Below are 15,742 nucleotides of genomic sequence, written 5' to 3'. Positions count from 1 at the left end.
GTCGTGTCGTGCTCCCGCTGTGTGGCAGTGCGCCCGTCCGTGCGCTCTTCTCCGGCCAATGGGGGAGCGCTTCGATGGATGATGCGTGGGTCGGCCCGCTGTACTGGATCCAGTGGGCTGGGGGACACCGCCGCCTACATCCCCGCGGGCGGCGGATCGGTCCGGGAGGCGGAGTCCGCCTCCCGGACTGTGCGTTGCGCACAGCCTGTACGGAGCGTGTGCAAGCCTGTCTGTCCATCCCCGATTTGGCTGAATATCGCCCCTGTCCTCCGGAGCCAAAAACCGCGTCTACCACGGTACTTGAGGGCGCGTTGGATGTTTTTGGGGAGTGTTTCGGGGGCGCATTCACGTCGTAGAGCGTGAGTCAATTCTTCGCGATCGCCTTTCCTCGCGCGTGAGTTCACCGCCGAGGGGGCATCTCCCAGGGGCGCACTCCGGGGAGCGCGAGCGGCCCGGTCGGCTCTCCGGCGCGCTTTCTTCGTGGCAGCATGGTGACCGGCTCGTGCGGTGCACTGGTTGTCCACAGCCTGTGGAGGCGGCGATGCGATGGTTGGTGGGATGGAGCAGCACCGCCGCTCGTGCGCCTGGGTTCGGGTCGGCGGGCGCGACCGGCGGCGACGGCGAGACGGTGCATCCGGTCGGGTCCCAACTCCTGTGGGGCGACCCCGATCCGCTCTGGGCGGTCGGCGACTGGCGCCCCGACGAGGTGCGGGTCGTCCAGGCCGATGACCAGAACCGCATGGCGGTGCTCGGTACGTGCGGCGCCTCCGACGAGGAACTGCGCGTGGGCCTGTTCGCCGCGCGCGGCGGGGCACTTCGGCATCTGACGGCCTGGTCGGGCAGTTACACGGCCGTCGTCCAGGTGGGCCGACGGGTCATGGTCTGCGGCGATCTGGCAGGCGTCAGACCGGTGTTCTACACACCGTGGGCCAGCGGTACGGCGTACGCGACGGCCGCCCTGCCCCTCGCCGACCTCATCGAGGCCAACCTCGACTTCGGGCATCTGGCGGCCCTGCTCGCAGCTCCCGACGTACCGGCCGCCCTCCAGGACTCGACCCCCTACGAGGGCGTGCGGCGCATTCCGCCGGGGCATGCGCTGATCCTGCGCGCCGGGGCGCGGGAGATCGCCGGGTACGAGCCGGTGGCCTCCCTCGCCGTCGCGGCCCCCACCGCCGACGCCGACAGCGCGGTCGACGGTGTCCGGGACGCCCTCGTGGAGGCCGTACGCGCCCGGCTCGCCGCCCCCAGACACGTACCGGGAGCTGACATAGACCCCGGACCGGTACCCGGCATGGGGCCCGCCGAGCGGCGCGCGGCCCGCGGCATGCCGGTGCCGGGCATCGGGGCCGACCTCTCCGGAGGACCCGCCTCCGGCACGCTCGCCCTCCTCGCCGCCGGCCTTCCCGGCGCCCCCGGAACCGTCCTCGGGCACGGCACGGGCGCCGGAGAACGCCTCCTCGCGGTCACCTTCAACGACATGGTCGTGAAAGGCCGCGAGGCCGAACTGGAACGGGCCGGCACACTCGCCGCCAACCCGCGCCTGCACCACGTGGTGGTGGCAGGCGGCGAAGAAGTCCTCCCCTACGCCGAGTTGGAGGGCCCGCTCACCGACGAACCGGGCCCGTCCCTGGTGACGGCCGCCCGCCATCGCGCCCGCCTGGCCTCCGGCAGCGCGGACCACTTCACCGGGTACGGCGCCAGACAGGTCCTGGACGCCCACCCGGCCCGCCTCGCCGACCTGCTCATGGACCGCAAACGACGCCACCTGGTGCGTCCGGTCGCGGCACTGACGAAGGCGGACGGTTCCGTCATGGTCCCCGCGCGCGTGTACGGCGCGGCCCGCAAACTCTCCCGAACGTCCTACCTGGTGGGCATAGAGGGTCTGGCCGACCGGCTGCTGCACAGGCGGTTCGAGGAGCCGGCGGGTGCGGTGGGGGCGTCCCTCGCCGCGCTCACCTGGGCCAGGCCGGGCCCCGCCGCGCGCTGGCTGACCGGTGAGGCCCTCGCTGAAGTATCGGTTCGCCTGACGGGTTCGACGACCCGCGCGGGCATCGGTCCCGGTCAGCGGCCGGGCGACTTCCGGGCCCGCTCCGCGCTCACCCGGCACGCCGCGGACCTCCGCATCCTGGAGCAGGCCGCCGAGGTCCGCTTCCAGCGCCTGCACGCCCCCTTCCTCGACAACCAGGTCGTACGCGCCTGCCGCGCCCTGCCCGAAGCACTGCGCGTGCAGCCGGGCGCACGGGCCGCGATCCTCCGTACGGTCCTGGAGGGCGCCGGGGTGGCCGACCTGCCGCCGGGCTGGGGCGCGCCCTCCCACGCGTCGTCGAACGCCGCCGCGCGCACCGGGCTGCGGGTGGCCGTGGACGAACTGGTGGCCCTCTTCGACACGCCTCTCCTCGCTCAGGCGGGCCTGGTCGAGGCCCGCGTCGTCCGCAAGGCACTCCGGGCGGCGGCCGACGGCGAACCCCTGCCCCTGGAAGGCCTGGCGGACCTGGTCTCCCTGGAACTGTGGCTCCGCCGCCTGCTGGACCGCCGGGGCACATGCTGGACAGGCACCCCGGCCCGCCAGCGAGCCGTCCCGGAGGGGATTCGGCCGCAGCGGGGGGCGTTGGGGGCGGGGGCGGGCAGGGGGTAAGGGGTGAAGGGTTCGTCTGCGGGTCCGGTGGGGGCGGGCCCATAGGATTGCGCAGTTCCCCGCGCCCCTGGGTATCTCAGCCCGTCCGGCGTTTGAGGACGAGCGCGGAGCGCGATCAGGGGGGCGAGGGGCGCAGCCCCATGCGTGGACGATGGGGGTCCCCCCGGTCGAGCGAAGCCGAGACTGGGGGAGGGTGGGGGCGGCGGGGGCGAGAAAAAGCCCGGCCGCTTCAGCCGAACCCGCGACAATGACCCCGTGCGGTACAAAATTCTGGGCGTCACCCAGGCCACGGACGACCAGGGCACCCCCCTCCCCCTGACAGGCCCCCGCCTACGCGCCCTCCTCACGGCCCTGGCCCTGAGAACCCCCCACCCGGCCCCGACGGAAACCCTCATCGACGAGGTCTGGCCGGACAACCCCCCGACCGACGCCCCCGCCGCCCTCCAGGCCCTCGTGGGCCGCCTGCGCAAAGCCCTGGGCAAGGACGCCGTCACCTCGGAGCCGGGCGGCTACCGCCTCGCCGCCACCCCCGAGGACGTGGACCTGTTCGTCTTCGAGCGCCTGGTCACCGAGGGCAGAACCCTCCTGGACGCGAACGCGAACGCGAACGCGGACCCGGACGCGAACCCGGAAACCGCCGCCCGCATCCTCCGCGAGGCCCTGGACCTGTGGCGCGGCCCGGCCCTGGCGGACCTCCCCGACCGCGCCGCGGCGGCGACCCGCCCGGAATCCCTCCGCCAGGAGGCGACACGCGCGCGCGTGGAGGCGGATCTGCGCAACGGCCGCGCCCACGACGTCGTACCGGAGCTGCGGACCCTCACCGAGACCCACCCGTACGACGAATCGCTGCACGCCCTCCTCGTACGGGCCCTGCGGGACACGGGCCGTCCGGCGGACGCGCTGGCGGCGTACGAACGGGCCCGCCGTGCCCTCGCCGACGGCCTGGGCACGGACCCGAGCCCGGAACTGCGCGCCCTGCACGCACAACTGCTGACCCCGCACACGGCCCCCGCCCCCGCCCCCGCTCCCGCCCTCGAACACCGCGAACCGACCGGCAACATCCGTCCCCGCCTCAACTCCTTCGTGGGCCGGGAACCCGAACTCGACGCGATTCGTTCTGAATTGCGCAGGGCCCGTCTCGTCACCCTCACCGGACCGGGCGGCTCCGGAAAGACCCGTCTCGCCGAGGAGGCCGCCGCCGGGCATCCGCAGGCATGGCTGGCCGAGCTCGCCCCGCTCGACCGGCCGGAAGCGGTGCCGGGTGCGGTCGTCAGCGCCCTCGGCCTGCGGGAGACCGCGCTGATGACCCACGAGATGGCGGGCCAGCAGGACGACCCGGTCGCCCTGCTCGTCGAGTACTGCGCCCCGCGCAGCCAACTCCTGATCCTTGACAACTGCGAGCACGTCGTCGACGCGGCGGCCGAACTGGCCGAGACGCTCCTGACCCACTGCCCGGGGCTCACGATCCTCGCCACCAGCCGTGAACCCCTGGGCGTGCCCGGCGAGTCCGTGCGCCCGGTCGAACCCCTCCTGCCCGAACCGGCACACCGCCTCTTCAGGGAGCGTGCGGCGGCGGCCAACCCCGAGGGCGACGTCACCGACGACGACGCCGTCGACGAGATCTGCCGCCGCCTCGACGGACTCCCGCTGGCCATCGAACTGGCCGCCGCCCGGCTGCGGATGCTCGCCCCGCGCCAGATCGCCGACCGCCTCGACGACCGCTTCCGGCTCCTCACCTCGGGCAGCCGTACGGTCCTGCCGCGCCAGCAGACCCTGCGCGCGGTCGTCGACTGGTCCTGGGACCTGCTCGACGAGCCCGAGCGGACCGTCCTGCGCGAGGTGTCCGTCTTCGCGGGCGGCTGGGACCTGGAGGCCGCGGAGGCCGTGTGCAGCGGGCCCGTGGCCGAGCTGGTCGGAGCGCTCGTCGACAAGTCCCTGATCGTCGCGACGCCCGGCCGGCGGGACAGCGGCGCCATGCGCTACCGCATGCTGGAGACGATCCACGAGTACGCGGTGGAGCGCGTCGCCGAAACCCCCGCACTGCGTGCCGCCGCCGAGCGCAGGCATCGCGCGTGGGCCCGCGCCCTGGTCGAACAGGCGGACCCCCTCCTGCGGTCCGCCGACCAGCTCCGCTGGATCGACCGCCTGGAGAGCGACCTCGACAACATCCGCGCGGCCCTGCACCGCAGCGTTCTCGCCGCGGACGAACCGGAGGCGGCGGCGCTGGTCCTCTCCATGGGCTGGTTCTGGTGGCTGCGCAACTTCCGCCGGGAGGGCGCGACCTGGACCAACCGGGTCCTGCTCCTCGGAGCGGCGCTCGACGCGGCGGCGGACACGGACCTGGTGCGCACGGACCCGCTTGGAAGGGATCCGCTCGGAAGCGATCCACTCGGACGGTATCGGCTCGGAAGAGATCCGCTCGGAAGAGATCCGCTCCGGACGGATCCTCCCCGCCTCCAGACCGCCGGCCTCGCCGCGGTGCGGCTGGACGCGATCGACCCCCTGGCGATCTGTCTCGACACGACGGACCCCTTGAGAACCGGTCTCGGCGTCGACATCGACCCCGTCGGCGCCTTTCTCGCCGACCCCGAGGGCGAGAGCGGACACCCCCTGCACAGGGTCCGTATCAAGCTGCGGGTGCTGCAGATCTTCCTGGCCTCGGAGCTCGGAAAGGTGCCGCTGACACAGGAGCGGACCGTGGAGTACGTCGCACGACTGCGCGGCACGCTGGCGCGCGGCGGCCCGGACGCGGCGACCTTCCCCGGCATCCTCTGGCCGCTGATCGGGTTCCTGATCGGCAACACCGACGGCGTGCGCGGGACGATGGCGGCCTCCCTCGCCAACTGCCGCGCGCACGGCGGCGAATGGGAGATCGGCATCGCCCTGCTGTTCTCCGTGCACGTGGCCGTCGACATGCCCGGCGGCATGGAGTACGTCGACGAGTACATCAAGGAGCTGCGGACCGTCTCCCTGCGCGTGGGCGACCGCTGGATGCGGGCCCAGGTGTGCGGCGCGGGCGGCGAGGCGGCCATGGCGCGCAGCCGGTTCGACGAGGCGAAGGGCGAGTTCCGGGAGGCGTTGCGGCTCGCCCACGAGGTGGGGGCGTACGCGGAGAAGCCGTTCCTCATCGCCCGGCTCGGTGAGATCGCCTACCGCGAGGGCGACCGCGCGGCGGCGCTCGGCGCCCTGGACGAGGCGACGGCCGCGGCCGACCGGTACGCGGTGCCGGACTCACGGGCGTTCGTCCTCCTCGTACGGGCCCAGATGGCCGTCGACGACCGGGAGTTCGGCCGGGCGCGCGAGCTCTGCGAGGCGGCCCGCCAGGAGACCACCCGGGGTACTCCGCCGCCCCAGTTCCTGGCCGCGCTGAACGGCATCGACGGCCTTCTCACCGCGGTCGAGTCGGGTCCCGGCCAGGGCCTGCGCCGGCTGGCCGACGCCCTGCGGGAAGCCATGGAGAGGAGATGCGCGGAGGTGGTCCTCGCCACCCTGGCCGAGCAGGCGGCGGGAGTGCTGTCCGGCATCGGCGAGCACGCGCGCGTGGTCCGCGTCCTCACGGCCGCCTCCCGCTGGCGGGCGGGCCACCCGCGCCCGCAGCCCCAGCGGGTGGAACTCGAACGCGTGGAGGCCACAGCGCTGACCGAACTCGGCCGGCGGGCCTACGACACCGAGCGCGCCGCCGGTGCGGCCCTCACCCGGGACGGTGTCCTGAAGGAACTGACCGGGGTGTCACCGGCAACGGAAGCGTGAGTCGGCCCAGTCCGCCAGGGCCGCCGTGCCGAAGCCGGAGTGCGGTTCGACGACCAGGCGGATCGTTTTCCTGCCCGTCAGATCGACATGCACGGGCACCGCGGCCTGTCCTCCCCGGACCAGCCCCGACTGCCACCTCCGCACGCCGTCCGCGAACACGGAGAACCGCACCTGACCGAGGCCCATCGTCAGGTCGTCCACACCGACCATCGCGTCGTACGAGGAACACACGCGGTTGAGATCGATGGTGACCGAGGAGGCGCCGTGCACGGTGACACCGTTCGTGTACCGCTTGCCGGCGACGGACATGCCGTACCGCTGCCAGACCCAGCTGCTCTCGGCGAGCCGCATCTCGGGCTCGGTGCCGTCCCCGGTGATGCCGTACTCCAGCTGGTTCCACCGGAAGTCCTCGGGGGCCTGTGGCGGCGGCGGGGGAGCGGGGGGCGGGGTGGGCTCCGGTGTGGGTGTCGGAGTGGGCGTCGGCTTCGGTTTCGGCTTCGGGGTGGGTTCGGGCGCGGGCGTACGGGTCGGTGTCGAGGTCGGCTTCGGCCTCGGTTTCGGCGCCGCCGCGGCGACCACGGGCTCGGGTTCGGCCTTCGGCGGTTTCGGGGACCGGGAGGGCGACGGCGCGGGTGACGGCACGCTCGGCTCGACGACCGGGTCGGGCGGGCGCGGCCCGGCCTCGTCCTTCTTCACCGCCACGTCGTCGCCCGCGAGCGCGAACACCACCGTGGCGACGGCCGCCGCGACGACCCCCGCGATGATCCCGGCCTTCGCGGGCGTGCCGAGCCCTTCCGCCGCGGCCCCGCCGGCCCCCGCGCCACCCGAACCGCCACCGGCCGCGGACGCGGCTCCCGCGGCCCCGGCCGCGCCCGCGCCGGTCCCACCGGCGATGAAAGCGGCAGCCTTCGCGTACCCGGCGGCGCCGAACCAGCCGATGACCGCGACCGGCACGACCGCCGGAATCCCGTTCGCGACGTCCTTGATCTGACCGGCGGCGAGCCGGCACCTGGCGCACTCCTCCAGGTGTTTGCGCAGCCCGCGCTCGGCGCGCGTACGCAACCCGCCGCGCGCGTACGCGCCGAGCCGGTCGGCGTAGCGCGCGCACTCCTCGTCCGTGGTGAGCGTGGCGCTCACATGGGCCTGCAGATAGGCCTGCTTGAGGCCTTCACGGGCCCGACTGGCCAGTACGCGCGTGCCGTTGGCGTCCAGCCCGAAGAGCGTGGCGACCTCGCTGGGCGACTCGTCCTCGACCTCGGTGTGCCACAGCACGGCCTGCCAGCGCTCCGGCAGCGACCGGAACGCCTGCATGGCCATGGACTGCTCGGCCTCGTGCATGGCCCGTACGTCCGCGCCCGGCTCCTCGGCGGCGGTGTCGTCCGACAGCTCGGAGCCGCGCGCGGCCTGCGCCGCGAACACGGCGAAGTCGTCGACCAGGTGCTCCCGCCGCGCCGACCTGGTCCAGCCCGCGGCGACGCGTCGCACGGTCGTCAGCAGATAGGCGCGTACGGAGTGCTCGGGGCCGTGTCCGCCGCGGACGGCCTGGAGCATGCGGGCGAAGACCTCGGCGGTGAGGTCGTCCGCGGTGTGGGCGTCGCGGCAGCAGGTGCGCGCGTACCGGCGGACGGCGTCCGCGTGCCGCCGGTACAGCTCCTCGTAGGCCGTGTCGTCGCCCGACCGCATCCACCCGATCAACTCGGCGTCGGCGGGCGGCAGTTCGACGAGCTCGGCAGGAGGCGGCAACACTCCGCCGTCACCCTGCCCACGCCCCTCGCGCTGCGGCGGAACAACGGCTTCCGGTACGGCGCTGTCGAGTGGCTCGTCCTGCTCGTCAACGCTCATCGCGGAAAGCCCCCGCCTGCACACTCGGACCCGAACACCGGAAAAGAGTGCCACAAGCACGAACCACGGTTACCCACAGGAACGCAGCAACCACTCATCCGAATGGATCACCCGAACGCCCCTTGACGACTCCAAGAACCCCGTTCCCCACCCTGTCAGGGGCGCGGGGAACGGCGCGCTCAGCCCAAACGAACCCGCACCCGACGAAGCAACCCGCACCCTGTCCGGGGCGCGGGGAACGGCGCGAGCAACCCCCACGCTCCCGCACCCGACAAGACCCCCCCCACCCCCGCCGGAGGCAACCCGCACCCGACAAGACCACCCCCGCCGGAGGCAACCCGCACCCGACGAAGTCACCCCCGCCGGAGGCAACCGCGCAAAGCGCTACGCGGGACGAGACCGCAACCCTTCGAGCAGGATGTCCAACAGCCGCGCAGACGCCGCAGCCTGCTGCGCAGCATCAGGCAAAGACGGCGCCGCCGTGGCTATCACGAGCAGCACGTCGGACACCGTCACATCCGCCCGCAGCTCACCCGCCCCACGCGCCCGGTCCACGAGCCGCCCCACGACCTCAAGCAGCTGAGAGGCCCCCGCGTCGTCCTCGTCCGGCTGCTCCCCGAAGGAAGCCGGCCGCTGCTCCACGAGCCGCAGATCGGGCCCGCCGGGCTGGGACCGCTGCTGCGGCACCCGCGCCCCGTCACGCACCGCGGCCCCGTCGAGCACCGCGGAACCGTCGAGGACCGAACCGTCCTCGCCGACCCCCACCCGCAGCACCTGCGGCGGCAGCAGCCGCCCGGCGCCCGAGGCCACCGACGTCCGCAGGAAGCGCGAGAGCGCCGACCACGGTTCGTCCTCCTGCCCGAGCGCGGAACGGGCCTGATCGGTCAGCCGGGAGGTCTCCTCCTCGGCGATACGCCGGACCAGGACGTCCTTGCTCGGAAAGCGCCGGTACACCGTGCCGACACCGACCCGCGCGCGCCGTGCCACGTCCTCCATGGGAGCGCCGTACCCCAACTCCCCGAAGACCTCGCGCGCCGCGCGCAGTACGTGCTCCAGATTGCGCTGTGCGTCCACCCGCAGCGGCGTGGTGCGCGATACGTCCCCCGCGCGTCCGTTCCCCGCCGCCGCCCCGGTCGCGCCGCTCGTTGGAAGAGCGGACGCGGATGTCCAATGAGTGTCCTGAATATGCATGTGTGTTCCCCCGGTAATGACGTCTCCCCCCGGAGACTCTCCCCGCCATCGACAGACCGGGGTCAGCGGAACAACCTTCGCCGTAGGACCCCGCCGTTCGGACCCGTCGAGCGCATCCCCCTACACCCCGATGACACACGAACATAGTTGAGGCGGAGTCAATTCAGAAGGGGGAGGTTCCGCACGGAGCGCCCCCCGATCGGAGTACGGGCCGGTTACGTCCCGGTTGCGCCCCCTAATGCCACCCCGCTCACACCTGCTGACCTGCGAACCTTTCCCGCGCTCCGGCGAAACGGCCCGCTCCGCGCGTCTTCGGCGGCCGGTCACACAAATTGACGGGCCTGTGGACAAACGCCCGGAGCCGGTGCGTCATGGGTGAGTGAAGGAACGTGCGCGCATTCTCGTTGTCGGCGGCGGCTACGTCGGGATGTACACCGCCCTGCGTCTCCAGCAGAAGCTCAAACAGGAGCTGAAACGCGGGGACGTGGAGATCACGGTGGTCACTCCCGACCCGTACATGACCTATCAACCCTTCCTGCCGGAGGCGGCCGCGGGCTCCATCTCGCCGCGCCATGTCGTCGTACCGCTGCGCCGTGTCCTGGACCGGTGCCGTGTCGTCATCGGCGAGGCCATGTCGATCGACCACGCCAAGCGCACCGCGACCGTCGCGACCCTCGCCACCGAGGAGGAGGGCACGGGCCCCGACCAGCTCTCGTACGACGAACTCGTGCTGGCCCCCGGCTCCGTGTCGCGCACCCTTCCGATCCCCGGTCTCGCCGAGTTCGCCATCGGCTTCAAGACCGTCGAGGAGGCCATCGGTCTGCGCAACCACGTCATCGAGCAGATGGACATCGCCTCCTCCACCCGCGACCCCGCGATCCGCGACGCCGCCCTGACCTTCGTCTTCGTAGGAGGCGGTTACGCCGGAGTGGAGGCGCTCGGCGAGCTGGAGGACATGGCCCGGTACGCCTCCCGCTACTACCACAACGTCAAGGCCGACGACATGAAGTGGATCCTCGTCGAGGCCTCGGACCGCATCCTCCCCGAGGTCGGCGAGGAGATGGGCAAGTACACCGTCACCCAGCTGCGCCGCCGCAACATCGACGTACGTCTGCGGACCCGGCTCGACTCGTGCACCGACCGCGTCGCCGTCCTCAGCGACGGGGCCCGCTTCCCGACCCGCACGGTCGTGTGGACCGCGGGCGTCAAGCCCCATCCGATCCTCGCGGCCACCGACCTGCCGCTGAACGAACGCGGCCGGCTGAGGTGCACCGCCCAGCTGACCGTGGACGGCGCCCCGCACGCGTGGGCCGCGGGCGACGCCGCCGCCGTGCCCGACGTGACCGGGTCCGGGCCCGGCGCGGAGACGGCTCCCAACGCCCAGCACGCGGTCCGCCAGGCCAAGGTCCTCGGCGACAACATCGCCCGCTCCCTGCGCGGCGAGTCCCTGGAGACGTACTCCCACAAGTACGTGGGTTCGGTCGCCTCCCTGGGACTGCACAAGGGGGTCGCACACGTCTACGGGCGCAAGCTGAAGGGATATCCTGCCTGGTTCATGCACCGCGTCTACCACCTGAGCCGGGTGCCCACCTTCAACCGAAAAGCCCGAGTGCTCGCCGAATGGACCCTGTCGGGCCTCTTCAAGAGGGAGATCGTCTCTCTCGGTTCGCTCGAACATCCCCGCGCGGAGTTCGAACTCGCGGCCGGTGGAAAGCCTCCTCAGGACCACCCGAAGGGGTCGTCCTGACCGGAGTCAGGAACTCCGCCCGCGGGACCGGCGTCTGACGAATGTCGGTCCCGTCGGACACACTGGTCCATCACGACCATGGGCGGGCCGACCGCTCGCCCTTCGATCCCACGAGGCCTGTCCCACAGTGAACTTCACGCGCTGGAGCGCTCGGCTCCCCGGAACGCAGCGCCGCGCGGCGGCGCAGGCCGACGGACTGCCCACGGCACTCCCCTCGGAGAGCTCCGTGCCCGCGGCACGAGCCGAGCGGCCGACCGCCGAGGGGACCGCCGTCGCGCTCGCCCCCGCCGTGGACGAGCTGCCGGTCCGCGAGGTCCTGGACCGCATCCCGGCCCTGGTCGCCCTCGTCCACGGACCGGAGCACCGCCTCGCGTACGTGAACGACGCCTACGTGACGGCCTTCGGAGTCCGCCCGCCCGGCGAACCCGCGCGCGAGGCACTGCCCGAGCTGGCCGAGATCGGCCTCCTGCCGCTCCTGGACCAGGTCCTGCGCAGCTCCAAGCCGCGCACGGTCAAGTCCCGCAAGGTCCCCGGCGGACGCTCGTACACGTTCACGTGCACCCCCGTCGAGGTCTCGGCCACCCCTGAAGGGGGCGGCGTACTGATCTTCGCGGCGGACGTCACCGACCACGCCGAGGCCGCCGAGCGGCTGCGGGCCAGCGAGCGCGGACAGCGCGAGACCGCCGTCACCCTCCAGCGCTCCCTGCTCCCCCAGGAACTGGAGGAGCCGGACGACCTGCGCGTCGCCGCGACCTACCACCCCGGCGGCACGGAGGCCGCGGTCGGCGGCGACTGGTACGACGTGATCACCCTCGGCGGCGGACGCACCGCCCTCGTCATCGGCGACGTGATGGGCCGCGGCATCCGCGCGGCTGCCGTCATGGGCCAGCTCCGCACGGCCGTCCGCGCGTACGCACGCCTGGACCTGCCCCCGCACGAGGTGCTCCAGCTCCTCGACGGCCTCGCCATGGAGATCGACGCCAACCAGATCGCCACCTGCGTGTACGCGGTCCACGACCCGAACGAGGGACGGCTGGTGTACGCGTCCGCCGGCCACCTCCCGATCCTCGTACGCGACGAGAGCGGCACCGTCCACCGCGCCGACGAACCCACCGGACCTCCGCTCGGCACGGGCGGCTGGATGCACGCGTCCGGCTCGGTGCCGCTGGGTCCCGGCTCCACCGCCGTCCTCTACACGGACGGCCTGGTCGAGCGCCGGGACGCCGACCTCGACGAGGGAATCGCCTCGCTGGAGGGCGCACTCGCCGGCGCCACGGGCACCCCCCAGGTGGTCTGCGACCGCCTGGTCCGCTCGATGGGCGTCACGGCCGAGCACGACGACGACGTTGCCGTCCTGGTCCTCCAGCACCCGGCGCGTACGGGCCCCGACGGCGACCTCTTCCGCAACGCGGCCCTGGAACTGCTCGGCGGCACGGAAGCGGCCCCACGCGCGCGTGCCTTCGCCTCCGGCGTCCTCACCAGCTGGCGCTTCGCCCCCGACCTGCACGACCTCGGGGTACTCGCCGCCAGCGAACTCGTCGCGAACTCCCTTCAGCACGGCACCCCGCCGATGCGACTGAGACTCCGCCGCACCGACCGCCGGCTGATCGTGGAGGTCACCGACGGCGACGACCACCTGCCGCGCCGCCGCCGCGCCGAACCGGCCGACGAGTCGGGCCGCGGCATCGCGATCATCGCCACGATCGCCTCGAACTGGGGCTCACGCCGTGCCCCGGGGGGCGGCAAGGCGGTGTGGTGCGAGTTCGCACTCCCCCGCACCACCTGACCCGGCAGCCCCGCGAACCCCGTCGGTCCCGTCAGGCCGCGGTCTGCACCGACTCCGTGGAAGCCCCGCCGCGCACCACGACCCGGCTCTTCGCGAGCGAGGGCTGGTTCTGCACAGGAGTGAGCTGCCGCCCCAGCCGCACCGCCAGAAACGTGATCCCCAGCGAGAACAGCAGGAACGTCACGATGTACGGAGCGTGCAGCGAGGCACCCATCGGGCCGCCCACCGCCGGACCGACCGCGAGGGCCAGCTGCTTCACCAGGGCGAAGGCCGAATTGTACTGACCGGCCAGCCCGCTCGGCGCGAGATCCGCGACCAGTGGAGCCACGGTCGGCGACAGCATCGCCTCCCCGAGCCCGAACAGCGCGTACGTCGACACGAACGCGGCCGTGGCCATGGTCTGGCTGCCGTGCCCGAGCCCCGCGTACCCGGCGATGACCCAGGCGAGGGCCCAGATCAGCCCCACCGCGGCGATCACCCGGGACCGCTTGCGCCGCTCGACGAACTTCAGCACGGCGAACTGCGCGACGACGATCATCGCCGTGTTCGCGGCGAGCGCCGTCCCGAGCGCGGAGGTGGAGATACCGGCCGCCTCGACGCCGTACGCGCTCAAGCCCGACTCGAACTGCCCGTAACAGGCGAAGAACAGCACGAAGCCCACCACGCACAGCTGCACCATGGCCCGGTTGCCGAGCAGCTGCTTCCAGCTGCCCCTGACCTGCCCCGGCGCATCCCCGACCTTGGGCGCCCGCGGCATCCGTACGGTCGCCATGACCACCACGAGCAGCAGGAACATCGCCGCCTCGATCGCGAAGAGCAGCGTGAACGAGCTCGCCCGCGAGGCGTCGACGAGGTGACCGCCGATGAGCCCGCCGACGCCGAGGCCGAGGTTCTGCAGGAAGAACTGGGTGGCGAAGGCGCGCGAGCGGGTCTCGGCGGTCGAGAAGTCGACGATCATCGTCGCCAGCGCCGGCTGCATCACGGCCTGCCCGGCACCGAGTGCGGCAGCCGACATCAGCACGGTCGTGGAAGTGCTCGCCAGTCCCAGACTCAGCGAGCCGACGGCGGCGGTGACCAGGGCGAGGAGCAGCACGGGCATCGGCCCCCGCCGGACGATGGCCCGCCCGGCGAACGGCAGCACCACGAGCGCGGCCACAGCGAAGACGGCGAGCACGAGACCCGCCGTCATGGCACCGAGATCCCGCACCTGCGCCACATAGACGTACAGATACGGGACGGTAAAACCGAGGCCGAACGCGCTGAGTGCGTTGCCCACATGGATCCGGCGCATCTCCGCGCCCATCGCCCTGGTCACTTTCACCTGCCTTGATCAAGAAGTCTTACGCCTGCCTCAGGAGTTAGAAGTGAAGACTTCGAAGCTAAAGTTAGGACCTAAACAATACATCTCGAAGGACTTCAACGCCAAGCGGGCGCGTGCCATACTGCGGCCATGGGTGACACCCCCGCCGCGAACGAGCCGACGCTGGACGAGCAGATCGCCGCCTACCAGCGCGAGTTCCGGGACCTCGACCCCCAGGTCGAGAAGATCGTCTCGGCCCTCGGCCGCCTCAACCGCCGTATGAACGTCGCGTACGGACGCCAGACCGCCGCTCTCGGCATCAGCAACGCCGAGTGGGAGGTCCTCAAGGCGCTCGTGCTGTCGGGAGCGCCGTACTGCCTGGGTCCCAGCGACCTGGCGAAGCGGCTCGGGCTCACCCCGGCGGCCATGACCCACCGGATCGACCGGATGGTGGGGGAGGGACTGGTCACCAGGGAGCGCGACGAGTCCAACCGGGTCCGCGTGATCGTGGAGCTGACGAACGAGGGCCGGGACAAGTGGCTTGAGGCCATGCGTCTCGCCACCGTCTTCGAGGAGGACCTGCTCCAGGACCTCTCGCAGGCGGAGCGCGGAGCCCTGGAGGACGTGCTGACCAGGCTGCTGCGACGCGTCGAGGACGCGCAGCCGGACGCCGGCGGCCGGCTCACCGACCTCGACTGAGGCCCGCACAGGGCGAGTTGGGGTTTGCCAGACGGTCGCCCGGGGGAGACTTGACACTCACCTCGTGGATCCGTAGGGTTCTTCGAGTTGCCACGGAGCCGTAACGGTTCTGCGACAGCACCTCCGCCGCAGATGCGGCACACCAAACCACCAGCTCGATCTCCCAACGGGATTCAATTCGGCGTGCCCGAATTGATTTCGATTTGGGGCCGGCGGCTCCGATTAGGAACTGCCAGCAGGATCCGCTAAAGTTTTGGACGTCGGAACGGCCCAACAGCCGCAAAGACAAACCCGGTTGACTGGGAGTCAGGCCCGAAAGGATCTGATAGAGTCAACATCGCCGGAAAGGGAAACGCGAAAGCGAAAACCTGGAAAGCACCGAGGAAATCGGAACCGGAAACGGTCTGATAGAGTCGGAAACGCAAGACAGCGAGACAAGCGAAACAGCAGGACCGAAGGGAAGCGCCCGGAGGAAAGCCCGAGAGGGTGAGTACAAAGGAAGCGTCCGTTCCTTGAGAACTCAACAGCGTGCCAAAAATCAACGCCAGATATGTTGATACCCCGTCCATCACCGCATGGTGGTGGGTGGAGGTTCCTTTGAAAAAGTCCTGCCGGGGTTACACCTGGTAGGCGCATCAGCGAGGACGCTGTGAACCATTCGGATTATTCCTCCGGTGGTTCCGCTCTCATGATGTGGACCGGATTACCGGTAAACATTCACGGAGAGTTTGATCCTGGCTCAGGACGAACGCTGGCGGCGTGCTTAACACATGCAAGTCGAACGATGAACCA

At 71.7% G+C, this 15,742-nt stretch carries 8 protein-coding genes and 1 rRNA gene; 6 read left to right on the top strand and 3 right to left on the bottom strand.

The annotated features are described in order from the left end of the window. The first annotated feature begins 541 nt into the window (after positions 1-541). Together ACZ60E_RS11385 and ACZ60E_RS11380 are read left to right on the top strand one after the other, a co-directional pair. Entirely contained in the window at positions 542-2,635 is a 2,094-nt protein-coding gene (locus ACZ60E_RS11385; RefSeq protein WP_469439687.1) for an asparagine synthase-related protein, read from the top strand. 255 nt (positions 2,636-2,890) lie between these two features. Continuing rightward, complete coding sequence (locus tag ACZ60E_RS11380) at positions 2,891-6,385, top strand: BTAD domain-containing putative transcriptional regulator (protein ID WP_469439686.1); 3,495 nt, start codon at positions 2,891-2,893, stop codon at positions 6,383-6,385. Here the strand turns inward: ACZ60E_RS11380 and ACZ60E_RS11375 are convergent. After that, positions 6,365-8,227 (bottom strand): sigma-70 family RNA polymerase sigma factor, encoded by a 1,863-nt coding sequence (locus tag ACZ60E_RS11375; protein ID WP_469439683.1) that lies wholly within the window; start codon positions 8,225-8,227, stop codon positions 6,365-6,367. The genes ACZ60E_RS11380 and ACZ60E_RS11375 overlap by 21 nt on opposite strands. Positions 8,228-8,611: 384 nt before the next feature. Further along, the gene (locus tag ACZ60E_RS11370) at positions 8,612-9,418 is read right to left on the bottom strand and encodes a TetR/AcrR family transcriptional regulator (RefSeq protein WP_453791151.1); all 807 of its coding nucleotides are present in this window, start codon (positions 9,416-9,418) and stop codon (positions 8,612-8,614) included. 379 nt (positions 9,419-9,797) lie between these two features. Between ACZ60E_RS11370 and ACZ60E_RS11365 the strand changes: the two genes are divergently transcribed. Further along, positions 9,798-11,165 (top strand): NAD(P)/FAD-dependent oxidoreductase, encoded by a 1,368-nt coding sequence (locus tag ACZ60E_RS11365; RefSeq protein WP_469439681.1) that lies wholly within the window; start codon positions 9,798-9,800, stop codon positions 11,163-11,165. Positions 11,166-11,292: 127 nt separating this feature from the next. Further along, positions 11,293-12,951: an ATP-binding SpoIIE family protein phosphatase gene (locus tag ACZ60E_RS11360; RefSeq protein WP_384806487.1), complete on the top strand. Its 1,659-nt coding sequence runs from the start codon at positions 11,293-11,295 to the stop codon at positions 12,949-12,951. Between the two features lie 31 nt (positions 12,952-12,982). On the opposite strand, the gene ACZ60E_RS11355 is transcribed toward ACZ60E_RS11360, so the two are convergent. Beyond that, a complete protein-coding gene (locus ACZ60E_RS11355; RefSeq protein ID WP_469440433.1) occupies positions 12,983-14,254 on the bottom strand; it encodes an MFS transporter in 1,272 nt (423 codons plus the stop codon). Positions 14,255-14,401: 147 nt separating this feature from the next. Here ACZ60E_RS11355 and ACZ60E_RS11350 point away from each other — a divergent pair, with 147 nt between their 5' ends. Both ACZ60E_RS11350 and ACZ60E_RS11345 read left to right on the top strand, forming a co-directional pair. Continuing rightward, positions 14,402-14,950, top strand: a complete 549-nt coding sequence (locus tag ACZ60E_RS11350; RefSeq protein ID WP_107020596.1) for a MarR family winged helix-turn-helix transcriptional regulator — start codon at positions 14,402-14,404, stop codon at positions 14,948-14,950. A gap of 716 nt (positions 14,951-15,666) precedes the next feature. Further along, positions 15,667-15,742, top strand: a 16S ribosomal RNA gene (locus tag ACZ60E_RS11345); the annotation flags it as partial.

Source organism: Streptomyces sp. NPDC102514 (assembly GCF_055584525.1).
Note: the sequence above shows the minus strand (reverse complement) of the source record. Positions and strands in the feature narration are given on the sequence as shown.

Coding starts and splice junctions, on each gene's coding strand:
- ACZ60E_RS11385 (WP_469439687.1), top strand. CDS start 542: ATGCGATGGTTGGTGGGATGGAGCAGCACCGCCGCTCGTGCGCCTGGG.
- ACZ60E_RS11375 (WP_469439683.1), bottom strand. CDS start 8,227: ATGAGCGTTGACGAGCAGGACGAGCCACTCGACAGCGCCGTACCGGAA.
- ACZ60E_RS11370 (WP_453791151.1), bottom strand. CDS start 9,418: ATGCATATTCAGGACACTCATTGGACATCCGCGTCCGCTCTTCCAACG.
- ACZ60E_RS11355 (WP_469440433.1), bottom strand. CDS start 14,254: ATGGGCGCGGAGATGCGCCGGATCCATGTGGGCAACGCACTCAGCGCG.
- ACZ60E_RS11350 (WP_107020596.1), top strand. CDS start 14,402: ATGGGTGACACCCCCGCCGCGAACGAGCCGACGCTGGACGAGCAGATC.